Source organism: Mycobacterium intermedium (assembly GCF_002086275.1).
Classification (GTDB): domain Bacteria; phylum Actinomycetota; class Actinomycetes; order Mycobacteriales; family Mycobacteriaceae; genus Mycobacterium; species Mycobacterium intermedium.
In genome coordinates this window covers 76993-100434 of sequence record NZ_MVHT01000010.1, presented here as the reverse complement: position 1 = coordinate 100434, position 23442 = coordinate 76993, and the positions used below count along the sequence as shown (strand labels likewise).

The window sequence follows — 23442 nt, the reverse complement described above, 5'->3', positions numbered from 1 at the left end:
CCAGGCAGCGACGTATCGCAATAGTTCCCAAACCATGTCCATGTGCGTCGATCTCCTTATCGTTTGGCCGAAGTCATCGTGGCTCCAGGCTTCGTATGGCCGTAGCGATGAGCTCGGCCACCATCGTGTCGCGTGCAGGCCCGGATGGTGTCGTGCTCAGGGCACCGTAGATGCCCAGGAGAAAGAACACCGCGCTGTAGAACGGGTCGACCTCAGCGTGCACCTCGCCGAGGTCGCGGGCTCGCTGAATCTCCTTGACCAGCAGCACGATCACCGGGTGATCGGTCCATTCCTCGTCGCGCTTGGGGCGTGTCGGCGAGAAATGAATTCCCAGAAAATCACGGAAAAGTGGCCCGCCGAGGCGTTGTTCCAGGTCGACGACCAGTCGGGCCGCCTCGGTCAGCACGTCGGCCAGATCGTGAGGTTTGCCGAGAAAGCGCGCGAGTTCGGCTGCCAGACGAGCTTCTTCACGAGTCTCGAGCTCGAGCAGTACGTGCTCTTTGGTGGGGAAGTGGAAGAAGAACGTGCCGTGCGCGACCCCGGCGGCGCTGATGATCGCGCTCACCTCCGCGGCGGCCATACCGGACCGCTGGAACTCGGCCAGGGCGGCGCCAAGCACGCGCTGGCGCGTCTGCAACCGCTGCGCTTCGCGCACGGAGGTCCTGACCGGAGACGTCATTGTCAACTCTTTGTAGTCCTGTCACTGACCTAAGTCAATGTGTTCCGACCGGTCTGATGACTGGAATGGGTTTCGAAAGCCAGCCTGCAGTCGGTGGTTCGGGTATGAGGAACCGGTGCGCCATTTCTTGATCTCCTTGACACGGGTCAACGAGCGCCTCAGTCGGAGAAGATCTCACGGTTGACGGTGTGCAGATAGGGGATGGCCAGGAAGGGGGTGATGTAGAAGATGTCGTAGAGCCACCAGCCGACGACCGGGAGTATGACGCCGGCAAAGCGCACGTCGGCGTACATCGTCATGTTGAACACGTAACCGATCCAGATCACCACGCCCATCCAGCAGGTGATGATCATCCACTGGTGTCCCCAGCGCTTCATCTGCAGGAAGCCGATCCCGGCGGCGATCCGCATGGTGAAGACGGTGAAGATCAACCCGATCTCCCAGCCCTTCTCCCCGGGGCCGGCCGCGCCGCCGATCCACAGTTCGTTGAAGTGCCAGAAATAGCCGGCGTCGAACATATTTCCCCAGCCCACCAACAACACTCGGCCAAGCAGGGTGTGATTTCCGACCATGTCCAGCGCCCAGCCGACGGTGTTGATGGCGGCATCAATGATGACCAGGTAACCCAATAGTGTGACCAGCATGGGGCGCACAGACAGGCCTGTCCGCTGCGCGCGGCGAAGCAACCAGACGCCGCGAAGGAACAGGGGTAGGCCGAAGATGCCCAGGGCAGCCGTGCCGATCAGCAGGGAACCCGAGATCAACCACCTGTCGGCCTGCCGTTGCGCGAGTTGGGACTCCTCCATGTGCTCGTCGAAGGTGAGTCCTTCGCGAGCGGGGTCATTCTTCGGGCCGGCCCCGGTGGAGCGGCGCAGGTTCAGCGTGGGCAGATTCACGTTTTGCCTCCCTCAGCCTCGCCTGTTTCTAGTCCAGAAACTGACTCCGGTCAACAGGTGCGTCAGTTGGGCGAGTCAGCGCAGGGCGCGCGGGATGCTAGCGCGCCCCCAGGCTCCGAAGGGTTCTCTTCACGTAGTCGGCCAGCATGGCGTCGCGGGTCGGCCACGTGTTGGTGGTGGTCAGTAGCGCGTACAAGCCGAGCAGAAAGAACACCGCGCTGTTCATCGGGATTACCTCGGGATCCACCTCGCCACGTTCTTGAGCCCGCTCGATCTCGCGGGCTACGCCAACAATTATCGGGTGGTCTCTGCCGTCTTCGACGGGCGGGCGGGTCTGCGAAAAATGCAGTGCCAAAAAGTCTTTGAATAGGACATCGCCCAACCGGCGTTCCAGGCCGGATATCAGCCGGACCGCTTCTTGGAGAGCGTCCGTCAACTCGCGGTCGGTCTCGAGAAACTTGGCGAACTGGTTCGCGATGCGGGCTTCTTCGCGGTGTTCCAGCTCGAGCAATACGTGTTCTTTGGTCGGGAAGTGAAAGAAAAAGGTGCCGTGGGCAACCCCGGCCGCCGCCACGATCGCGCTGACGTCGGCCTCGGCCATCCCTGACCGCTTGAACTCCGCAACGGCCGCGCCCAACAGTCGCTCTCGCGTCTGCAATCGTTTGGTTTCGCGCGCCGAAAGCTTGTTGCTCGCCGTCATTATCCGATCTGCTGTCCGTGCTGCCTGCAGTTGCCATGTGACAGGACACGGTATCGCGACGGCACCGTTCGGGCCAGACCAGGCGCCGGCCCGCGAGCGCAACAAATCGTTGACTTAAGTCAATTTCAGTCGTTAGATGATCACGACACTCGCCTCACGCGGCTGCACCCAGAAGGAGCTGGCATGGCTTTGGAGCAGTTCAACCTCGAAGGCCAAGTGGCCATCGTCACGGGTGCCGGCAAGGGGGTGGGCCAGGGCATCGCCCGGGTGCTCGCCGAGGCCGGCGCGACGGTGGTCGGCACCGCCCGAACGGAGTCCGACATCGTGGCCACGATCTCCGGCATTGAAGCCGCCGGCGGCAAGGGGCTGGCGTTGGTTGCCGACGCGATGAGTCGACCTGACGGCGAGCGGGTGGTTTCGACAGCCATCGAGCGATTCGGCCGCATCGACATCTTGATCAACAACGTCGGCGGGGCCAAGTACGCAAGGTTTCTCGATATCACCGACGAAGACTTCAAGCTCGCGTTCGACTGGTGCGTCTCATCTACGTTCATCATGAGCCAACTCGTTGCCCCGCACATGATCGAAGCCGGCCGCGGCAACATCGTCAACATCTCTTCGGGCGCAGGTCGTTTCGGCATCCGCGCGCTGGCCGCCTACTGCACCGCAAAGGGTGCCCTGGAAGCGCTGACCCGGGCGATGGCCCAGGAGTTGGCACCAAAGATCCGGGTCAATGCAATCGCGCTCGGTTCGTTCGCCACTGACGGCCTCCAGTCGAGCCTCGATTTGATGCCGGGATCGTTGGAGAAGATGCAAGAGGCGACGCCGCTGCACCGGCTCGGCAATGTCGAGGACCTAGGCCGCCTCTGCGTGTACCTGAGCACCGCTGACTGCTACGCCACCAACGCAATCTTCCACGTGGACGGTGGAATCGACTCGAACAACTCGCCATTGCCCATACCGGACTACTAAGGCGGCTCAAAATGCGCAGAGTCATTCAGTTTTCGACAGGCAATGTCGGACGGCATTCGTTGCGGGCAATCATCGGCCGACCAGATCTCGAGTTGGTCGGAGTCCACGCGTCCAGTCCGGAGAAGGTCGGTAAAGACGCCGCCGAGTTGTGTGGCCTCGGCCAACCGACCGGTATCGCCGCCACGGATGACATCGATGCTTTGGTCGCGCTCGGGGCAGACTGCGTGGTTTATACGGCGCTGGGTGAGGTGCGGCCGATGGAGGTCATCGACCAGATGGCCAGATTTCTCGCGGCCGGCACCAATGTGGTCGGCACATCACTGGTCTGGCTCACCACACCACACCACGCCGACGAGTGGTTGCGGGACCCCCTGCAACGGGCATGCGAAGCCGGTAACACGTCCCTGTACATAAATGGCATCGATCCGGGGTTTTCCGCCGACACACTGGTCTACACGGCGTGTAGCCTCACGACTCGCGTGTCGTCGATCACCGTCCAGGAAATATTTGACTACGCGAACTACGACGATTATGAATTCACCGGCACATCAATGGGTTTCGGGCTGAAGCCAGACGACGATCCGCCCATGCTGTTCCTGCCCGGTGTCGTGGTGGCCATGTTCGGCGGCCAGATACGGAATTTGGCAGATCATCTTGGGATCGCACTCGACGAGGTGCGACAACGAGACGAACGCTGGTACACGCCGGAACCGATCGATTGCATCATGACCAAGGTGGAACCGGGCGGGATGGCCGCAGTACGGTTTGCCGCCGAGGGCGTCGTCGACGGGCGTCCCGTGATCACTCTTGAGCACATCACCAGGCTCACCAGCGCCGCCGCACCCGATTGGCCCTTCCCGCCCGATGGCCAACCCGGGGTTCACCGGATCGTCGCTGAGGGAGAACCTCGGATCGAGATCAACACGCACGTCTCTCATCCGTCGTTCGACACCACCGACGCCGGCTGCATTTCCACGGCCGCTCGGGTGGTGAATGTCATCGACTGGGTTTGTCGGGCCCCCGCGGGATTGATTGCCGCCGACCAGGTTCCCCCCGCGGAGGCGCTTCGCGGTCTCATGTGGAAGGAGTAGCCGTGACGGCTCTGGCGGATGGTCCGAAAGTGGGCAAGAAGTATCGCGTCATCCAATGGGGCATTGGCAATGTCGGAACGCTCGCTTTACGCCATTTCGCCGGCAACCCCGTCTACGAGGTCGTCGGCGTGCTGTGTAGTCGCCCGGAAAAGGTCGGCAAGGACGCGGGCGAACTCGTCGGGGTGGCACCGATCGGTGTGCTCGCAACGACCGACAAGTCGGCGCTGGAGGCGTTGGAGGCGGATTGTGTGTTCTACGCGCCGCTGTGGTCCGACATCGAGGAAATATGTCGTCTGCTCCGTGGCGGGAAGAATGTCGTCGCCTCCGGTGGTGCCTGGTGGTACCGAACCGAAACGAACGCCCAGGACATCGACAAGATCGAGGAAGCCTGTCAGGCGGGTAGAACATCGTTTCACGCCGGCGGCATCCATCCCGGCTTCGCGGCGGACTTGCTGGTGCTGACGCTGTGCCGGATTGTCAGCCGCATTGACCGCATTCACATCTACGAATACGTGAACTTCAACAAGGACACTCTCAAATACCTCGACGAGATGGGATTTGGGAAGGAGCCCGCAGAGTTCGAAGCGGGGAACCTGTTCGCGGCCGCTTGGCCCTTGTTTGCACAGTCGCTGACCATGGTGGTGGACGGCGTGGACAAGAGTGTGGAGAGGTTCACGACGGAGGTCAAAGTGGGGTTGGCCACCCGAGACATCCCTTACGAGGGAACCGAAGACATGGACATGCCCGGATTGAAGGGAGTGATCAAGAAGGGCACCGTGGCGGCACAGCAGCATGAGTGGACCGCATGGGTAGACGGCAAGCCGTTCATCACGCTGCACGAGACGTATTCCTTCGTAGAGCACGACGCCATTGATCCCCGGCCGGACTGGGATGGCTACTACCACTACCGACTGGTGGTGGAGGGCGAGCAGCCCACCGAACTGATCCTGCGCGGTGTCGCCGACGAGCAGGGTGACCACGGCAACCCCGGATACACCTGGACCGCAATGGGGCCGGTAAACACGATCCCAGCCGTCTGCGACGCGCCACCGGGTTTTCTCACCCACAAGGAACTTGGACTTGTGACACTGCGCGGTGTGGTGCGTTAGCCGGCGGCTGTCTTCCGGATTCGCTACGAACTCCTTTTAACGGGGGCGTTTGCTGGGTACGCACCGAAAATGACGGCGAACTCCAGTACGAAATCGGCGGGATCCGAGTTGCCCCGGCATGCCCGCGTAGCCATCGTGGGCAGCGGCTTCTCCGGGTTGGGGGCGGCGGTCAAACTCAGCGAGGCCGGACACCAGGACTTCATCGTGCTCGAACGCGGCAACGATGTCGGCGGTACCTGGCGCGACAACACCTATCCCGGTGCGGCGTGCGACGTGCCGTCGCACTTGTATTCGTATTCGTTTGCCATGAACCCCAATTGGACGCGATCGTTCTCCAGTCAGCCGGAGATACAGGACTACATCCGAGGCGTCGCCGAGCGCGCGGGCGTACTTGATCGCCACGTGTTCAACTGCCACGTGAAACGTGCAGCGTGGTCAGAGGAGAACAATCGGTGGGAACTGTCGACCACTCGTGGATCCATGACCGCCGACGTGCTGATCGGGGCCTTCGGCGCGTTGGCCGAACCGAAGTTGCCCGACATTCCCGGTATCGACCGCTTCGCCGGGACGCTGTTTCACTCGGCACAGTGGAACCACGACGCTGACCTGACCGGTAAGCGCGTGGCGGTGATCGGCACAGGGGCCTCGGGAATCCAGATAGTCCCGGCCATCGTCGACAAGGTGAAGCACATCGATGTCTATCAGCGCACTGCGCCGTGGCTGCTGCCCAGGTTCGACCGTCCATTCACGCGACCGGAGCGATGGGCGTTCCGCAACGTGCCGGGATTGCTGCGAGTAGCCCGGGCCGGTATCTACGCGGCACGCGAGACCCAGGTAGTCGGATTGGCCAAGTATCCGAAGATGATGAAGCCGTTCGAGTTGATCGCGCGCGCCAAGATCCGCTTCGAAATCAAAGACCCTGAGTTGCGTCGCAAGGTGACACCCAACTTCCGCATCGGGTGCAAGCGAATGCTCATCGCCAACGACTGGTACCCGGCGCTCGACAACGATCACGTCGAACTGGTGACCGACGGCATTCGGGAAATCGATGGAAACGCGATCATCACCAAGGATGGCACCGCGCGTGAAGTCGACGCACTGATCGTGGCAACCGGCTTCCAAGTGACCGACTCGCCGATGTTCGACACCATCTGCGGCAGCGATGGCCGAAGCCTGAGCCAGACCTTCGCCGACGGCGGGATGCGCGCCTACAAGGGCACGACGGTCGCGGGGTTCCCCAATCTCTTTGTGCTGATCGGGCCGAACACCGGCCTGGGCCACACATCGATGGTCTACATGATTGAGTCGCAACTGAACTACGTCATCGACGCCATCGACACCATGACCCGCCGCGCCATCACCCGCATCGAGGTACTCCCGGACGTGGTCGATGTGTACAACGACACGTTGCAGCGCAAGCTCGCCGGATCGGTGTGGATGACCGGCGGATGCGGCAGCTGGTATCTGGACGCCCAGGGCAACAACACCACCTTGTGGCCCGACTTCACTTTCCGGTTCCGACAGCAGACGAAGCGGTTTGACATCGACGCCTACCAAACGTCATCGACCGCCGATACCGAACCGGTCCCCGCCCTCAGCGGGCACACCGGATAGCGGGGCTGCCATGGGAACGATCAAGGGCAAGGTCGCCGTGGTCACCGGGGCTGGCTCGGGTATCGGCCGGGCTTTGGCCGTCGGCCTGGCTCGCAGGGGCGCTCGGGTGGCAATGTCCGATGTCAACAAAGACGGTTTGGCGGATACCGCCGAACGGACACGAGCGCTGCGCGCCGAGACCCATGTGGAAGTCCTCGACGTCACCGATCGCGAGGCGGTCAACGACTATGCCGCATCGGTCGTCGATCATTTTGGTGTCGTCCACCAGCTCTACAACAACGCCGGCGTCGCGGGCGGTGCGGCGCCGGTCATCGACTGTGACTACGAAACCTATGAACGGATATTGGGCATCAACGTGTGGGGCGTCATCCACGGCACCAAAGCGTTCCTGCCGCACCTGATCAATTCTGGCGACGGCCACCTCGTCAACATCTCCAGCCTGAATGGCCTCATGGCGCAAGCATCGATGAGTGCCTACTGCACAAGCAAGTTCGCCGTCCGCGGGTTCACCGAATCGGTGCGTGCGGAGATGCTGGCTGCGGGCCATCCGGTGCAGGTCGTCGTCGTGCACCCTGGCGGAATCCGAACCAACATCGCCACCGCCGCCATCGACGAAGCCAAACGAGCCGGGAAGGAACTCAGTTCCGAGCAGCTCAAACGTGCCGAAGCCTACAACGACAAGCTGCTGAAGATGTCGCCGACGAAGGCCGCCGACACGATCTTGAATGGCGTGCAGACCAACCGAAGTCGCGTGTTGGTGGGAAACGACGCCCGGGGTGTCGATCTGCTGGTGCGCCTGTTGCCGCGCCAATACCCCCGACTGGGAGTTTGGTGGGAAAGGCGCACCTTCGGTAGATCATGAAACGCGTTGTCCCGCGCGGGCCAGACGAAACCGCTGCATGACCAGGTCCAGGATCTCGGGGGTCAACATGCCACCGGCGTATTCGACCCAGCACCAACTGCGTGCCGGCGCTTGGCCGCTCGGATCGCGGATGAGGTTGCCGAACACATGCAGCGGGCTGCCGCTGGTGTCGAACGCAAAAGTGTATGTGTCGCCGCCGATTACCGTCTCGAGGCTGACTACCTTCCCGGCGTCGTTGAAGGCCGCGGTGGCGACGATGTCGTGGTGGACCGTGGTCTTGCCGTCCTTCACCTGGTAACCCGGCCCGAAGGCCAAGTCATCGCGGCCTTGCCAGAAGCTGCCGCCGCCGAGTCGGCCGTCGTCGTATTCATGCAGCCACGACACCCACATCCCCTGCAGGTGACGGGCGATGGGCAATTCGGTGTAGGACAGCCCAGGCGGACCGTAAGCGAAGTCTTGATGCGCATAGCCGGACACCGGCACACCGTTGATGGTGCCGGTCGCGTAAAGCAATTCGTGCCGGTAGTACACCTCGTCGGCGACGGGGCAGTCGCCTTCCTGGCGCGGCACGTGGGTGACTACCACATCACTGACGGTGGAGCCGTGGATCTCCCACCGACCGCTCGCGTCATACCAATGCAGGCCGTCCGCGTCACGCGCAACGCGGCCGCTGGTGTAAATCATCTGCGCGGTGTCGGCGTCTTCGCTGTACTCGAAGGGCTCGAACCAGTCGATGGACGCGTACTCGTCGAACAGGTGCGGTGCATCGGATTCCATCGTCTTTGGCAGCGAACGAAACCCGCACACCGGCGACACCACGTGCGTCATACCGATGACAAAGTCGTCCAAGCCCCGTAGGCCCCAGTAGTTCTGACCCGATTCGTCGCTGACGACAGCGCCGAGCCAGATTCCGGCCAAGGCCACACCAGGACTCGGCGTCCAGGATCGGCGGTAGTGATCCAGTGACGGTGGTGCGCTGGTTACCTCGAAGTCGATGTGGCGCATCGCGGCACTTCAGTCACTCGAAGGCGATGACGCCACGGATGTTCTTGCCCGCGCGCAGATCTCGCATCGCCTCGTTGATGTCGTCGAGCTTGTAGGTCTGCGTGATCAACTCATCGAGCTTGATCACGCCCGCCTCATACATCGAAAGCAATCGGGGCATGGCCTCGCGGGGGTTCATCTCGCCATAGAGCACACCCTTGAATGTCTTGCAGGAGTAGATCATGTCGGTCAGGACCATCGGCACCATCAGATCGGTGATCTTGGGCATTCCGGTCAGTACGCAAGTGCCGCCTTTGCGCAACAGCATCAGGGCGAGCATGACCATGTCCGCGGGCACGACGCCCGGGGTGAGCACTACCCGGTCGGCCATTACTCCCCAGGTGATTTCGGTGACCAATTCCAGCGCGGCACCCGTGTCGGCGGTGGTGTGCGTCGCACCGAAGGTGGGCGCCATCTGCCGCTTGAATTCGTTGGGATCGACGGCGACGATGTGCTTGGCCCCGGCTACCTTTGCGCCCTGCACCGCGTTCATGCCGATTCCGCCGACACCGATGACCACGACGGTGTCGCCAGGCTCGGTACCCGCAGCGACCGACCCGGACCCGAATCCGGTTGTCACACCACAGGAGACCAGGGAGGCGGCCTCCAACGGGATCCAGTCGTGCACTTTGACCAGCGAGCGCTCGGAGGCCACCACGTATTCGGCGAACGTTCCAACCTGCATCATCGCCATCAGGTCTTCGCCGTCGAGGTGGCGGCGTCGCGTGCCGTCGGTGGTCATCGCTTTGCTGTAGATGTCGGCACCTACGTCACACAGATACGTTTGACCGGTGGTACACCATCGGCAGGTGCCGCAGGCGGGATAGAACGAGACCGCGACGTGGTCACCGGGTTTCAGGGTCTTGACCTCGGGCCCGACCTCCTCGACGATGCCCGCACCCTCATGGCCACCAAGCATGGGAAACCATTCGGGAACGTCCCGACCGGCGGCCCGCATCATTTCTTCCATCTCCGGGGTGGGCACACTGTCGCCGCTATAGAAGTGTTCGTCGGAGTGGCAGATGCCGGCGTAGGCCATTTTCACCAGGACCTCGCCCGCGTGCGGGGGATCGAGGTCTATTTCGGTGACTTCCCAATCGGATCCGACGCCGCGCAGCACTGCTGCCTTGGTTTTCATTGCCTTCTCCTTCGTGGGAGTGGAAGGTTCACCATTTACGGAGTTCCTTTACCGCGCTGGATGGGCGCGGGGCCAATGTGAGGTACGGGATGAAACTGCTGTTGCCGCAACGGATGACGTTGTGGACGACTTCCGTGAGATGTTCTACGTCGACCAATCCACCCAGCATGTACTTGTTTTCCATCCAATATCGGATGGCCTTTTCCATCGCCTCGGGATCCCAATTCTTGGCGAACTCGGTCTGCGAGTCGCCGGTGCCGCCGAGGCTGTCACCCACTGCGAGTCGGGTGAAGCTGATTTCCGGGTGCTCGGTGCGCCAGGCCTCAACGAGCTTGTCCAGGGCGCTCTTGCTGACCGCGTAGGCCCCCAGCATCGGCCACGGCGACGTGTACGAGGCGCTGAGCGATGACAGGTAGACGGCAGAGCCGCCCGCCGCAGCCAAATGTGGTGCCGCGGCCGCAGTGATCAGTGACGCGCCGGTGACGTTGGTCGCGAACAGCTGCGCCCATTGCTCGGCTGTGACCTCCTGCAGCGGCGCCAGGACGCCCACACCGGTGGTGTACACCAGGGCGTCCAGACCGCCCAGCGCCCTGACCGCCTCCGCTATCGCCTCCCGGCAGGTGTCTGCCACTGTGACATCACACGCGATGGCCACCGCGCCGTTGCCGGCCTCCTTGGCGGCCTCGACCAGGCGCTCGTAGCGACGTGCGAGCAACGCCACGTGGGCGCCACGCTTGGCGAGCCCGGTGCCGATGCATCGCCCGAGCCCGGCGGATGCGCCGACGACTGCCACTCGCAACGGCTGTGGGTCGTCGCTAGACATGGCGTTCCTGCATGGGTCTCCTCGGATGCTGAGTGAGAGCGAAATTATTCACTTGTTGTAAACACACATTTTCACATCGGTCGGGGTTGGCCAAGGGTGTCGCAAGATATTTACCGCCGCAAGGATTTACGTTCGTCTACCGCAAAGCTCAGCAGCAGGCGATCGAGTATCTTGGCCGCTCGCCGGCGCGCCCGAGCGGGATTTGCGGCGTGGGCGACTAGGCGCGAGGCCTCCTCGAGGGCGGCGACGATCATGTGCGTGAGCTCTCCAACGGGTTGATCGTCGATGACGCCGTCCGCGATCGCCTGCCGGACAATCTCGTTGATCAGGGCGATGCTGTTGTTCTGCTGGATGGCCCGCAGTGTCTGCCAGCCGAGCACAACCGGTCCGTCGACCAGCATCACGCGCTGCACTTCGGGTTCCAATGCTGCTTCGAGAAAGCCGTGCATTCCGCGGGTCAGCCGTTCCCACGGGTCTGCCCCGGGGGGCGGGGCCGCGATGGAACGCAGGGTGAGGTCGTTTTCCACCTCTTCGAAGACGGCTCGGAACAATTCGGCCTTGTCCTTGAAGTGGTGGTAGAAGGCGCCGCGGGTGCCCACACCCGATTTCGCCACCAGGTCGCTGATGCTGGTGTTGAAGTAACCCCGGTCCACGAACAGTTCCCGGCCGGCGTCGATGAGGTCGCGTCGAGTGCGTTCGCCGCGTGCGCGACGATCGTCGTCCGACCCGCCGCGCTGCGCCATGCCGATGATCGTAGCAACATTCATCTTGCAGGTTGAGGTGTATGTTGCCGGTATGGCAGACGACGTGCTTCGCGCATACGGGTCGGTCACGCCGCTAAAGGTGGGTTTGCTCAACGACTATCCGACGAGCGGCGATACCGACAACAACACCGTCGCCGCGTTGCGGCTGGTGTTCGACGAAGCGCTCGCCGCCAAACTGATCGACCGGCCCGTCGAACTGATTCAGCGCAGCGTCGTCGGGCTGCCGAACGGCACCTACCAGGCAGTGGAGCGGGCCTTCGATGAGTTGGTGGACGAGGGGTGCCTGGCCATATTCGGGCCCTGGGTTTCCGACAATGTGGTGCCGCTGCGATCCCATGTCGATGCGACGGCCAAGGTCCCGATCATCACCTTGTCGGGATCGGAAGGCGCGCTGGGCGAGTGGTGTTTCGCCCTCAACAACGGATCGATGGCCGAGGAGCCGGTGATGCTGGCTGCGGTGATGATCGGCGACGGACGATCGCGGATAGCGATTGCGTACGAAGCATCGTTGATCGGCAAGGAGTATCTAGCCTTCGCGGAAAAGGTCTATGCCGCTGCCGGTTTGAGGGTCGTGACCACTATCGCGATTCCACAGGTGGAAGCCGACAAGGCCGAGGCGGTGGCCGCGCTGCGGGCCGCGGACCCTGATGCGCTGGTCCACGTCGGGTTCGGGCACGGATTGTGGGGTTTCACCGACGCGCTGCTGGCCGCGGGCTGGGACCCGCCCCGGTACACCACCACCGCCTTCGAGATGGCCCACATCAACGCCGAATGGATGCGTCACCTTTCGGGCTGGATCGGTCTGGACAGCTACGACGAGCGCAATGAGGTCGGTCAGGCGTTCCTGGACCGCTTCGAGGCCAGATATGGCCGACGGCCGGGGCATTCGATGCCGGGTCTGTCGCACGACGCGGCGACCGTCATTGCTCGGGCGCTGGCGGCGGCACGTCCGTTGACCGGCGAAGGGGTCAAGAACGGCATAGAGCAGGTCAAGCTCATACCTTCGGCGAGCGGAGCGCCGGGAACGTTTGTGCGGTTCGGCCGATACATCCGGCAGGGCTGGCTGGGATCGGACTACCTGATAGCCCGCCGGGTGCTGCCCGACGGTTCGGCGCACGTGTTCCACGCCGCGCCGAGCGAGCACATTTCACGCGCGGTCGGTGTGGCCGCTCGCTAGCTGGATCGCACCGAACACCGGCGCGGTCACGATTCCCGGCGGTCGACTCAGCACGTAGGGAATCGCCCGGACGGCGCCCATGGCGATCATCAGGTGGCCCGGCATAGCGTGCTGTCCGGTGGGCAGTTGGCCATCCCAGCCGACGTCGAGTTGCAATTCAAAGCTGGGGACGCCTTTGATGACCGCACGTATCAGCGGGGCTTTCTCGCCGGGAGCCAGCGGCGTCATGCCCCACTGCGGTAGGTCGCGTGTCAGCACCCATTCCTCGTGGATGGCGAGCAGCGGGCGGCCCGACCAGTACCCGACCCAAGAGAAGCGCTGTCCTACAACGGTTCCCGCGTTGATCGGGCCGGCAGTCACCTCGATGTCGTGGGGGAGTGTGGTGGCGTCCACCGACACGTCGATGTGCGACAGTGTCACGCCGAGGACATCGGCGGTGGCGTTGAGTGCCTGCCGGTAGGCCAAGTCGAGCTTCTTGATGATTGGGGAGTCGACCGTCACGTCCTCAGGCGGGCGCCCCATGCCCATGAGGTCGACCAGCATCGGCCGACTCGGGACGGCCGACACATCGGTGGCCTCATATAGATCGATGCGGTCGATGGTCTTGCTCAACCCGGTCACGGTAGCGACGAGTCTCTCGAACATGAAGCCGGGGTTCTCCCCGGCGGCGTGGAACCGGGATGCGCCCTGCTGGCAGGCCGTGACGAACGCCGCCTCGGTTTCCGGGCCGTAGGTGGGCAGATGGTTATAGGAGGTGGTCGTGATGACATTCGTGCCGGCGGCGAGCAGTCGGCAGATGTCCTCGGCATTGGTCTCGACCGCGTGCGCCTTGCTGGCGGCGTGCACGACGACATCGGCTCCCAATGCGACTATTTCGTCCTTGTCCGTCGTGGCGGCCACACCCGTCGTGGGAGGCAACCCGCACAATTCACCCGCGTCCCGGCCCGCCTTGGCTGGGTCGTACACGAGCACGCCGACCAGTTGGAAATCGGGATTCTCGATCAGCTCCTGCAGCGCGGCGCGACCCACCGCGCCGGTGGCCCACTGCACGACTCGAATGGCCAATCTATTGCTCCAGTTGCGCTTTCGGGTCCGGCTCGTTCTGGTCGGTCCAACATACATCATGTAGGTTTGCAACCGACGGGATGTAGGTTGATACCCCGGCAGGAGGCGCAACATGGCGGAACCGGTGGTCACCGACGACATCGATCAGCGTATCCGCGAAGCCCAGGAGAAGTTCAACGCCGGCATGGGTGCAGACGGCGACGCAACGCCGTATCCACTGCTCCGCGAGCTGCGTGCCAAAGGTGCGGTGCACCCCGGCTGGCCGGAGATGGGTATTCCGGAGGATTCCGGCAGCGGGAACAAGACCTACACCGCGTACTCCTTCGACGCCGTGAAGGCCGTATTCACCGACAACCGCACTTTCAGCACCCGGTGCTACGAAGACGTGGTGCGGCCCTTGCAGGGACCGACGATCCTGGAAATGCAGGAACCCGAGCACGCGGTCTACCGCAGGCTGCACGAGTTCGCCTTCGCGCGTTCGTCGATGAAGCGCTGGGACACCGAACTCGTCGGCCCTCTGGTAGAGCGCACGATCGCGAAGTTCCGCGACAACAAGCGTGCCGATCTGGTGGACGCGGTCTTCATGCCGATTCCGGTGCGGGTGATCGCGGCCCTGCTCGGGTTACCCGAGGCCGATATCGGTGAATTCCATCGGTTGGCGATAGACCTGTTGGGCTTCCGGGGTGACATGCAGCGGGCGATGAAGGCTTCCGCAGAAATGAAGGAGTACTTCATCGGAGTGCTCGCCGACCGGCGCAAGTCGCCGAAAGACGACATGGTGACCATTCTTTCGCAGGCTGAGATCGACGGCGTCAAGATGTCGGACGAGCAAATCTATGGGTTCATGCGCAACCTGTTGCCCGCCGGTGCCGAAACGACGTCACGGTCGACGGCCACCCTCGCGATGGCCTTGCTGACTCATCCAGATCAACTCGACACGGTCCGTGCTGATCGAAGCCTGTTGCCGCAGGCCATCGAAGAAGGCATCAGATGGGAGACCCCACTACTGAACTTCATGCGCGAAGTCACCAGCGACATCGAGTTCTACGGAGTGCACATCCCCAAGGGGGCAACCATGATGTTGAGTCTCGGCAGCGCCAACCACGATGAAACCCGTTGGGAAGATCCCGAGTCCTTCAACATCTTCCGGGAACGAAAGCCGCACATCGGCTTTGGCCACGGCGCACACGTGTGCCTGGGTATGCACTTGGCCAGATTGGAGAGTATGAAGATCTTCAATGCGCTGTTCGACGAACTGCCTGACCTGAGGCTCGATCCGGACGCGCCGCCGCCGTATATCACGGGCGCCATGTTCCGGTCACCACCCCGGCTGGACGTGGTCTGGTCATGACTCGCGGCGTGCGCGTCATTCAGTGGGCGACCGGGGTCACCGGAATGATGTCCCTGCGGCACGTGCTCAGCCGACCGGACCTCGAGTTGGTGGGCGTGCGGGTGTACGACGCGGCAAAGGCGGGTGTCGACGCCGGTACCCTGTGTGGGCTGCCGGAAGCGGGGGTTCTGGCCACCACGGATCGGGATGCCGTCATCGCCACCGACGCGGACGTCGTGCTCTACATGGGAAAGGTGGAAATCGACACGCCCGGCTGCTTCGCCGATGTCTGCGAACTGCTGGCGTCCGGCAAGAATGTGGTGGCGACCGGCAGTCGGTTCATACACCCGCGCTCGCTGCACGAATCACTGGCAGAAGGCATCGAAAAGGCTTGCACAGCAGGCGGATCGTCGTTCCTGGGGCTGGGCCTGTATCCGGGTTTCGTCGGTGAATCCCTGGTCCCGGTCCTGTCCCGGCTGAGTCAGCGGGTGGGACGGATCAACATCCGTGAGGTGTTGAACTATTCCACGTACGCCAGCCACGATTTGATCTTCAACGCAATGGGCTTCGGGCACGATCCCGACGACACCACACCGTTGTTGAGCAACACCGAATACGCCGCAATGGCGTGGATCGGTAGCGCCACGGTAATCGCGCAGGCACTGGGCCTCGAGATCCGCGGGGTGGAAGGGTATCGCGAAGTTGCGGTGACGCCGCGGCCGCTGTCGGTGGCCGCTGGCGAGATTCCGGCCGGGACGGTGGGGGCCATGCGCTTCGGCGTCGTGGTCGATTGCGGCGAAACGACTTTGGCGGTAGAGCATCTCACCAGAATGGCCGACGACCTGGCCCCCGATTGGCCCACTGAGATCGGCTACCAGGTGACCTTCGAGGGTGAACCCAACATCAGTATCAATCTCGTGCTCGGCGCCCAAGACCAGGATCACTCCGAACAGGGCTGCCTGGCCACCGCGATGCACGCCATCAATGCCATTCCCGCGGTGGTGGCCGCCGAACCGGGGCTTTACGACCTGTCGACGATCGCCCCGTTCGTCGCGCACTGGGCGAGTCGTCGCGAGCTGGTATGACCACGATTTCGTTCAATGACCGCGTCGTGCTGGTCACCGGGGGAGGTCGAGGTCTGGGCGAAGCGTACTGCCACGAGTTCGCCCGCCGCGGGGCAGCGGTCGTCGTGCACGACAACGGCGTCGACGTCGACGGCCACCACCCTGATCCCGCAGTCGCCACCAGCGTGGCGGCGTCGATCGTGGACGGCGGGGGAAGGGCCGTCGCCTGTATTACCGACGCAAGCACCGAGGACGGCGGCCAGCAGGCCGTCGACCTGGCGTTGAACGAGTTCGGTCGGCTGGACGCCATCGTCGCCAACGCGGGCATCATCCACCACGACCCCATCCAAGAGTGGCCGTCAGACCGCTTCGAGGCGCTCCTGCGCCATCATCTACTCGCCGCGTTTCACGTTGTGCGGCCCGGTATCTCGGTGATGAAGCGAGCGGGCTACGGCAGGCTCGTCTTCGTGTCGTCGGCGGGGGGCGTCTTCGGCCAGCCGGGTTTGGCCGGCTATGCGGCGGCAAAGATGGGCATGCTCGGGCTGATGAATGTCGCCGCGCTGGAAGGCGCGGATTCGGGCATAACGGCCAACGCGATCATGCCGATGGGTGATACCCGCATGGCCGACGCGGTATTGGGGGAGGAGGGCCGCACGGAAGCGGCGCGGGCATTCCGCAAGACTCTACGGCTCGATCAGGTAGCGCCCGTGGTCGCTTATCTCGCCAGCGAACAATGCGCACGGACGCACTTGGTGCTCAGCGCTTTTCACGGACGGGTCGCAGCGTTGCAGATCGGCGTCACGCGCGGATGGTTCAGCCCGGGTGGTTCGTTGACGGCCGAGGATGTGGTCGCCAACCTCGATCAGATCCTGGACCCGGCAGATTTGTTGGTACCGGCCAGTATCTTCGACGAACTGCAACACGGATTGTCTTCTGGCTAGGACTCAACTTCAGATGAAGTCTGAACCACCGTCCACGTTGACTGTGGCACCTGTGACGTACCCGTTGCGTCGAGACGCCAGGTACGTCGTGACCGATGCGATCTCCTCGGGCAACCCGGCGCGGCCAATGTCGCAAGGGTGGCCGTAGGTCTTGTCCACCCACGCCATCACGTCGTACGGATCAGAAGAATCGAGGCCGTCGGCGGCCAGCACGTCTTTCAGTATTTCGGTGAAGCTGGCCGTGACGATCGTGCCAGGACAGACGCAATTGACCAGAATACCCTCGGCGCCAAGGCTTTTAGAGAGGTTCTTGGTTACGCTCGACAGTGCGGACTTCGCGGCGGTGTAGGCGACCAGGCGGGGGCTCTGCCGTTGGATGGAGTGCGCAGAGAGCGTGACGATGCGAGCCCAGTCCGCGCCGCGAAGCAGGGGCAGTGCGGCCCGAACCGACCGCACCGCCGACATGGTGCCGAGGTTGAATGCGGCGTGCCAATCGTCGTCGTCAAGATCCTCGAATGTGCCGGCGCTCGGGCCAACAGTGTGCACCAACACATTCAAGCTGTCCCAGGCATCACGTACCTTTGCGAAACCCGATTCGATGGATGCGGCATCGGCCATGTCGACGCTGACGGCCAGTACCTTGGGAGCGCCGGCTTCGCGGATACGCTCAGCAGCGGACTCCAGGGCGGCTTGTCCGCGCGCCATGATCGCCACTGAGGCGCCCTCGGCGCCTAGACTTTCGGCGATCGCCAGTCCCATCCCCTTGCTGCCACCGGTGACGACGGCGGTCGCACCCTCAAACCCCAAGTCCATCAGTCTTCCTTCGGTTCAGTGTCGCGGCGCCAGGTGCACGATGTCGCTCACCACCGTCGGGTTGGCACGCGCAATGGCGATCAACGAGAGCATGGCGTTGGCCACATCGGTGAGTGCCGACATCTTCGCCGGAATCTGGCCTTGGTGCACCCAGGCCCGATACAGGTCTGCGAGCAGGTCGCGGTCGGCACCGCGCAGGATCTCGGTGTCTTCGGTGGGCCCGACACTGACGCGGATGATGGCCAACTCTGGATGCTCGGCTCGCCAGGACCGCAGGATCTCGTCAAGCGCGGCCTTGCTCGCGTGATACGCGGCCACACCGGCGCGTGGTCGTCCCACGTCGTGGCTTGACGCGACGAGCGCGACCGCGTTCTCGGACAGGTGCGGCAGGGCGGCGCGCAGCACGTGCGAGGCGCCGACGGCGTTGACGGCGTATGTGTGCAACCAGGTTGCCACGTCCGTGTCCTCAATCAGCGCGAATGGCGCTGCGGCGCTGGTGAAAACAACAGCGTCGAGTTTGCCGAAAGCGGTACCGACGTCTCGAACGACGGATTCGATCGCACGGGGGTCGGACACGTCGAGTTCGTGGGCCGATCCATCGAGTTGATCGGCCAGTTCGGACAGCAGGTCCACCCGTCGGGCGGCGAGAGCCACTTTGGCGCCCCTGGCATGTGCCGCCACGGCCAACGCGCGACCTATGCCGGAAGATGCCCCGACAACGAGCATGTTCGTCCCCGCGATGTTGGAATGCCGATCCGTCATAAGCTGGTTCCTGTCTGTCGCACAGTCGTCGACCTCGTTGCACGTTAGCGCGCTGCGGCCGACATGTGGGCATAGAGACTGTCATTTCTCGCGTGTGAGAACATTAATTCTCGACGACGAGGAGATGTGGTCGACATGCGGGACGGGTGTTTTATGCCGGGCGTGCATGCTGCGCGACTTTTCGCGGCTTGGGCTCAGGTGGTCGCTGAAAGTATCACGTGACGAATACCGTTGAACCCGGCATCGATTCCGATCCTGCGGTAGCCAACGGGGCGCCGGGATCACGGCGGCTCGCACGGGTCGGGTGGTGTCTTTTTATCGTCGGCTATCTGGTGTTCGCCGCCGTCACCATTGCGACCATGCAATCCGGCACACATGGAGATCCCAGGATTACCAACTTCAATCCGGGACCCGAGCCGTACCCGCCCTTTCTCGGCTTCGGCAACTGGCCACTCGTGGTCGCCTTCAGCTCGATACCGCTGGCCATCGGTCTGGTCGTCACCTTGGTGTGGTTATCGGTGCGCCAACGCAAGCTGCATTGGGCGGTGGTAATCGCATTCGCCGGGCTGATCACGGGCGCGTTGGATCCACTCGCCAACTGGGCGACCTTCGCTGTCTTCGACCCACGCATGCTGCACTTTCCGTTGTCCTGGCCCTACGTCAGCATCGCACCTAACCTCGAGCCTGCGTTGTCCTTCCTGGGCGGCTACGCGGCTTACTACTTACTGAGCGGCCTGGGCATACTGCAACTGCACAACCGGTTGACCGCTCCGGTTTTTCGGCGTTTGAGCTGGCTCACGGGACACCCGCTTGTCGCTGTCTTCATCGGCGGCTTTCTGATCTCCATACCGCTCAACGGACTGGTTCAGTTCACTTGGATGAGGTTCGGCATCTTCTTCTACACGGAGGCCGTCGGACCCGTCTTGCGGGTCGGCCACATCTGGTTCCCCGTCATCATGGCGGTGTACGACTCGGTGATACTTGCCATGGTTGCCGTGATGTGTGTTCGCGACGAAGACGGCAATCTGGTGCTGATAAACAGGATTGCCGAACGGTTGCCGACTCGCCAGGGTCGGAACAAGTCGTCGCTGACTCGCCAGCTGCTGATTTCGGTCTCGGTGGGTTTGGTGTCTTTCGCTGCCCCGTTGGCAGTGTTGGCCGCCCTGCGCGCCGCCGGATTGTCAGAGCCTGCCTTCGAGCAAAACCCGTACCCCAACGTCAAGGTGTACGACCCGTACGGTCACCTTGAGGAGGCGGGGAAACCGGGACCGTTCTATCGGTGATCGTGATGAGTCCGCCCATGACGGTCCAGGCGACCGAATGACGCTGTACGCGCTGTTGCACGGCGGCCTGCACCGCGGAACTTGCTGGAACGAGGTCGGGGCCGCACTCGGCGCGTTCGGTCATACCGTCCTGGCGCCCGACCTGCCTACGGATGACGACGCGGCCGGTGCTCTGGACTGGGCGTGCGTGGCGATAGCCGCGATCGACCAATCAGCGGGCGCACACTCGAAAGATGTCGTAGTCGTCGCGCATTCGATCGCCGGGTTGTGCGCACCCGTTGTCGCGACGCTGTATCCGGTGCTCAGGATGGTGTTTGTCGGTGGCCTGTTGCCCGTTCCCGGCAGGACGTTCCTCGAAGAACTGGCCGCCAACCCCGATGCCATCACATTTCCGGCGCCGCAGACCGGTGGTGCCGGACCGTTCGGGTTGACCTGGGAGTCGGTGCGAGAAGGCTTCTACCACGACTGCCCGGAGCTGTTGGCGCGGAATGCGTTCGACGAGATGCGTCATCAGGCCTTCACGGTATTCACCGAACGTTGCCCAATCGACCGCTGGCCGGATACGCCGTCGACTTACATCTTGATGCGAGACGACCGCGCGGTGGGGGTGTCGTGGGCGAGGCGGCAGGCCGCCAGGGTGGGTGCCGAAGTTGTCGAAATCGATGGCGGCCATTCGCCATTCTTCGCACGCCCAGACGAGCTCACCGACGTATTGCTCGCAGCTCGCTAAGCCTGCGACACTCCCACGTCCACGGAAATGTCGGTCGCGGTCACGTATTTCGACTGATCGGATGCCAACCACGCGACTGCATCGGCGATGTCTTCGGGCATTGTGACCACGTTGGGAAGAAGCTGTTTGCCAAATCCGTATTGCAAGTTCGGATTGGATTCTGCCGCCCGCTGCATCGCGTCGATCATCCCTCCGGTTCCCATCGGCGTCGCAACCGAACCGGGATGCAGGCTGTTGACGCGGATGTTGTAGCGACCGAGTTCGGCAGCGAAGGAGCGGGTGAGTCCGGTGATTGCGTGCTTGCTTGCGGTGTAGGCCACCATGAACGGCTCCCATTTCACCCCGGCCGCCGAGCCGATGAGAATGATGGACCCGCCCCGTTCGCCCGCGATGATGTGCTTTGCACCCGCCATGACGGTGTTCCATGTGCCAACCAAATTGACGTCGATGGTGTCTTGAAATGCGCGGTGCGTAACCTGATCCCACGGGGCAGGGCAGCAGATTCCTGCATTGGCGACGATGACATCCAGCCGGCCCAGTTCGGCGACCCCCCGGTCCACGGCCGCGCATAGGCCTTCATGGTCCCGCGTGTCGACGATCGCGGTCACGGCGCGGCGGCCGTTGGCGGCAACCAGATTCGCGGTTTCCGCGAGGTCTTCCGGCGTGGCCGAATCATAAGGAACGCTGGGCGGCAGGGGACCTGCGATATCAACGAGGATGACGTCGGCGCCTTCGGAGCTCAATCGGACGGCGTGGGCGCGGCCCTGGCCGCGGGCGGCACCGGTAATGAGCGCGACTTTGTCGGTGAGGTCTGACACACGCGTACGGTACACCATCTCCCGAGCGCTGAGAATGTTGCTTCCGCCTGCTGAGAACGGGGATTCTGCGCGACTGGTAGGACGACTTCAAACACGCTTACCGGCACCGTATTTCGGGCCTTGGCGTTCTGCCAGCAGTCCAGTGAGCTGCTGCGCGAGTTCTGACTTCTTGACCTTGCCGGTCGCGGTGAAAGGAAGATCCTGCTTCGCCGTGACCCAGATGAATTTCGGCACCTTGTACGCAGACAAGCTGTCTCGCAGTTGTGATCGCAGCGCTTCGGCGTCAAGCGTCGCGTTGCCACGCGGCACCACCGCAGCGGCGACGACCGTTCCGTCGTTGGGGTGTTCTGCGCCGACGACGTATGCCTCGAGCACGCCCTCGCATTCGAGCAACGCGAGTTCGACCTCGCTGGGCGTGACGTTGGTGCCACCGCCGGTCTTGATCAGGTCACCCAGCCGACCCGCGAAGGTTATCCAGCCGTCGTCGTAGCCGATGCCGCAATCGCCGGTGCGGTAATAGCCGTCGGGGGTGAAAACCTCTTCGCGCTCAAGCTTGTGTAGGCGCTGCATCAGGGAGTACCCGCGGACCCATATCTCGCCGCGGGTGCCGTTCGGGACTGGCTGTCCGGTGTCGGGGTCGACGATGAGGTGACTGAGGCCCTCAACCGACACCCCTCCGGTCTCACATCGGTCAGCCGGCTGGGGCAAATACGGGTCGACGCCAATGTGATTGCCGCATAGTTCGGTCATGCCCAGCGCATTCGGACCCTGCGGACGACGTTCGGGCGGCACCATTGCGGGCATGCTGGTGCGTTGTACCGAACTCAGGTCGCGCTGGGCGAACTCAGGTTGTTCGGCAAGCGTCTTACCCTGCTGCGGCCAGCCCAACGTGATGGTCGCTCGATAGCGCTCGATGAGTTCGAGAGCCTCCGCCGGTTCGAACGCCGGCTGGGTGACGAGGGTCGCGCCGTGGTGCAGCACCGCGTGCAAACCCGTGATCAATCCTCCTACCCAAAAGAACGGCATGGCGGTGAACATCACCTCGCCATGCTTGACGCCATAGGTGAAGGTGAGGTTGTAGGTATGGCGGACTAACGCGCCGTGGGTGTGGACCGGGCCTTTCGGATCCCCGGTACTGCCCGAGGTGTAGATGATCGTCACCTCATCGGCCGGCGTCACACAGGACTCGACGTCGACGAGAAAGTCTGCGTCGCTGCCCGACAGGGTGTCATCGGTCGTGAGCGTCGTCGTCCATCTCCGGGTGGACGGCCCGGGCACCGCCACCGTGCGCAGGAAAGGAGCCTGGGACACGGCGATACGTCCCGGTTCGCGCTGATCGGCCAGTCCCGGTAATGCCTCCTCGAGCCTGGCCAGGAAGTCGTGGTTGCGAAAAGTCGGCCACGCCAGAATGGCTCGAAGATCGGCATGGCGAGCGGTCCAGGCTAACTCGGACGCCTTATGGAAGGTGTTGAGTGGGACGGCGACCGCACCGATACGAGTTGTGGCGAACCAGGCCAGCGCCCAGTCAATGCTGTTGGGCATCAAGATGCCAACATGATCACCTTTGCCTATCCCCTGCGACAGCAGAGCGGTCGCCAGTGCGGCGGAGCGCTTGTCGAGGGAGTTATAGGTCAACTCCTGCCCGTCAGCGAGGAGAAAAACCTTGTCCCCGAATCGCGCCGCCGAGGACCTCACCAACGCGGGAATGGTTGGCCGGATATCCGGGAAGGGCATATCCGCAGGATAGTTGCCTTCCACAATGGGCGA

The 23442-nt window shown here is 63.1% G+C and carries 23 protein-coding genes; 11 read left to right on the top strand and 12 right to left on the bottom strand.

Annotated features, from left to right (window positions below; genetic code table 11):
* Positions 1 to 73: 73 nt before the first annotated feature.
* From BST27_RS06220 to BST27_RS06210, 3 genes are all read right to left on the bottom strand, one after another.
* The gene (locus tag BST27_RS06220) at positions 74 to 679 is read right to left on the bottom strand and encodes a TetR/AcrR family transcriptional regulator (protein WP_069420270.1); all 606 of its coding nucleotides are present in this window, start codon (positions 677 to 679) and stop codon (positions 74 to 76) included.
* A gap of 158 nt (positions 680 to 837) precedes the next feature.
* Complete coding sequence (locus BST27_RS06215; RefSeq protein WP_371871541.1) at positions 838 to 1575, bottom strand: hypothetical protein; 738 nt, start codon at positions 1573 to 1575, stop codon at positions 838 to 840.
* Between the two features lie 97 nt (positions 1576 to 1672).
* Positions 1673 to 2275, bottom strand: a complete 603-nt coding sequence (locus BST27_RS06210; protein WP_069420269.1) for a TetR/AcrR family transcriptional regulator — start codon at positions 2273 to 2275, stop codon at positions 1673 to 1675.
* A gap of 183 nt (positions 2276 to 2458) precedes the next feature.
* Between BST27_RS06210 and BST27_RS06205 the strand changes: the two genes are divergently transcribed.
* The 5 genes from BST27_RS06205 (at position 2459) to BST27_RS06185 (ending at position 7923) form a co-directional block, all read left to right on the top strand.
* A complete protein-coding gene (locus BST27_RS06205; protein ID WP_069420268.1) occupies positions 2459 to 3247 on the top strand; it encodes an SDR family NAD(P)-dependent oxidoreductase in 789 nt (262 codons plus the stop codon).
* A gap of 11 nt (positions 3248 to 3258) precedes the next feature.
* Entirely contained in the window at positions 3259 to 4338 is a 1080-nt protein-coding gene (locus tag BST27_RS06200) for an NAD(P)H-dependent amine dehydrogenase family protein (RefSeq protein ID WP_069420267.1), read from the top strand.
* Positions 4339 to 4340: 2 nt separating this feature from the next.
* Positions 4341 to 5447, top strand: coding sequence for an NAD(P)H-dependent amine dehydrogenase family protein (locus BST27_RS06195; RefSeq protein ID WP_372515552.1), 1107 nt, complete (start codon positions 4341 to 4343; stop codon positions 5445 to 5447).
* A 69-nt stretch (positions 5448 to 5516) separates the two neighbouring features.
* Positions 5517 to 7061 carry a flavin-containing monooxygenase gene (locus tag BST27_RS06190; RefSeq protein WP_069420266.1) on the top strand — a complete coding sequence of 515 codons (1545 nt, stop codon included), beginning with the start codon at positions 5517 to 5519 and terminating at the stop codon, positions 7059 to 7061.
* Between the two features lie 10 nt (positions 7062 to 7071).
* Positions 7072 to 7923, top strand: coding sequence for an SDR family NAD(P)-dependent oxidoreductase (locus BST27_RS06185; RefSeq protein ID WP_069420265.1), 852 nt, complete (start codon positions 7072 to 7074; stop codon positions 7921 to 7923).
* Here BST27_RS06185 and BST27_RS06180 read toward each other — a convergent pair.
* The 4 genes from BST27_RS06180 to BST27_RS06165 all read right to left on the bottom strand — a co-directional run bounded on the left by BST27_RS06180 (position 7918) and on the right by BST27_RS06165 (position 11671).
* Complete coding sequence (locus BST27_RS06180) at positions 7918 to 8928, bottom strand: hypothetical protein (RefSeq protein ID WP_069420264.1); 1011 nt, start codon at positions 8926 to 8928, stop codon at positions 7918 to 7920. The two genes, BST27_RS06185 and BST27_RS06180, sit on opposite strands and share 6 nt — an antisense overlap.
* Positions 8929 to 8941: 13 nt before the next feature.
* The gene (locus BST27_RS06175; protein WP_069420263.1) at positions 8942 to 10105 is read right to left on the bottom strand and encodes an NDMA-dependent alcohol dehydrogenase; all 1164 of its coding nucleotides are present in this window, start codon (positions 10103 to 10105) and stop codon (positions 8942 to 8944) included.
* A 28-nt stretch (positions 10106 to 10133) separates the two neighbouring features.
* Complete coding sequence (locus BST27_RS06170) at positions 10134 to 10928, bottom strand: SDR family oxidoreductase (RefSeq protein ID WP_069420262.1); 795 nt, start codon at positions 10926 to 10928, stop codon at positions 10134 to 10136.
* A gap of 110 nt (positions 10929 to 11038) precedes the next feature.
* Positions 11039 to 11671 (bottom strand): TetR/AcrR family transcriptional regulator, encoded by a 633-nt coding sequence (locus BST27_RS06165; RefSeq protein ID WP_069420261.1) that lies wholly within the window; start codon positions 11669 to 11671, stop codon positions 11039 to 11041.
* Positions 11672 to 11723: 52 nt separating this feature from the next.
* On the opposite strand from BST27_RS06165, the gene BST27_RS06160 reads away from it, so the two are divergent.
* Complete coding sequence (locus BST27_RS06160; protein ID WP_069420282.1) at positions 11724 to 12869, top strand: ABC transporter substrate-binding protein; 1146 nt, start codon at positions 11724 to 11726, stop codon at positions 12867 to 12869.
* Here BST27_RS06160 and BST27_RS06155 read toward each other — a convergent pair.
* On the bottom strand, positions 12840 to 13919 hold the full coding sequence (locus BST27_RS06155; RefSeq protein WP_069420260.1) for an NAD(P)H-dependent amine dehydrogenase family protein: 1080 nt from the start codon (positions 13917 to 13919) through the stop codon (positions 12840 to 12842). The two genes, BST27_RS06160 and BST27_RS06155, sit on opposite strands and share 30 nt — an antisense overlap.
* A 127-nt stretch (positions 13920 to 14046) precedes the next feature.
* Here BST27_RS06155 and BST27_RS06150 point away from each other — a divergent pair, with 127 nt between their 5' ends.
* From BST27_RS06150 to BST27_RS06140, 3 genes are read left to right on the top strand one after another with little or no spacing between them, the layout of a single operon-like run.
* A complete protein-coding gene (locus BST27_RS06150; RefSeq protein ID WP_069420259.1) occupies positions 14047 to 15285 on the top strand; it encodes a cytochrome P450 in 1239 nt (412 codons plus the stop codon).
* Entirely contained in the window at positions 15282 to 16349 is a 1068-nt protein-coding gene (locus tag BST27_RS06145; protein WP_069420258.1) for an NAD(P)H-dependent amine dehydrogenase family protein, read from the top strand. Before BST27_RS06150 ends, BST27_RS06145 begins: the two co-directional genes overlap by 4 nt.
* A complete protein-coding gene (locus BST27_RS06140) occupies positions 16346 to 17269 on the top strand; it encodes an SDR family NAD(P)-dependent oxidoreductase (protein ID WP_069420257.1) in 924 nt (307 codons plus the stop codon). Before BST27_RS06145 ends, BST27_RS06140 begins: the two co-directional genes overlap by 4 nt.
* 9 nt (positions 17270 to 17278) lie before the next feature.
* Here the strand turns inward: BST27_RS06140 and BST27_RS06135 are convergent, their stop codons facing one another.
* Together BST27_RS06135 and BST27_RS06130 are read right to left on the bottom strand one after the other, a co-directional pair.
* On the bottom strand, positions 17279 to 18082 hold the full coding sequence (locus tag BST27_RS06135) for an SDR family NAD(P)-dependent oxidoreductase (protein WP_069420256.1): 804 nt from the start codon (positions 18080 to 18082) through the stop codon (positions 17279 to 17281).
* Between the two features lie 15 nt (positions 18083 to 18097).
* Positions 18098 to 18844, bottom strand: coding sequence for an SDR family oxidoreductase (locus tag BST27_RS06130; RefSeq protein WP_069420255.1), 747 nt, complete (start codon positions 18842 to 18844; stop codon positions 18098 to 18100).
* 218 nt (positions 18845 to 19062) lie between these two features.
* Between BST27_RS06130 and BST27_RS06125 the strand changes: the two genes are divergently transcribed.
* On the top strand, positions 19063 to 20127 hold the full coding sequence (locus BST27_RS06125; RefSeq protein ID WP_232007329.1) for a spirocyclase AveC family protein: 1065 nt from the start codon (positions 19063 to 19065) through the stop codon (positions 20125 to 20127).
* 37 nt (positions 20128 to 20164) lie between these two features.
* Positions 20165 to 20857: an alpha/beta fold hydrolase gene (locus tag BST27_RS06120; RefSeq protein WP_069420254.1), complete on the top strand. Its 693-nt coding sequence runs from the start codon at positions 20165 to 20167 to the stop codon at positions 20855 to 20857.
* Here BST27_RS06120 and BST27_RS06115 read toward each other — a convergent pair.
* Positions 20854 to 21693, bottom strand: coding sequence for a mycofactocin-coupled SDR family oxidoreductase (locus BST27_RS06115; RefSeq protein ID WP_069420253.1), 840 nt, complete (start codon positions 21691 to 21693; stop codon positions 20854 to 20856). The two genes, BST27_RS06120 and BST27_RS06115, sit on opposite strands and share 4 nt — an antisense overlap.
* 69 nt (positions 21694 to 21762) lie before the next feature.
* Positions 21763 to 23409 (bottom strand): class I adenylate-forming enzyme family protein, encoded by a 1647-nt coding sequence (locus BST27_RS06110; protein ID WP_069420252.1) that lies wholly within the window; start codon positions 23407 to 23409, stop codon positions 21763 to 21765.
* Positions 23410 to 23442: the final 33 nt, after the last annotated feature.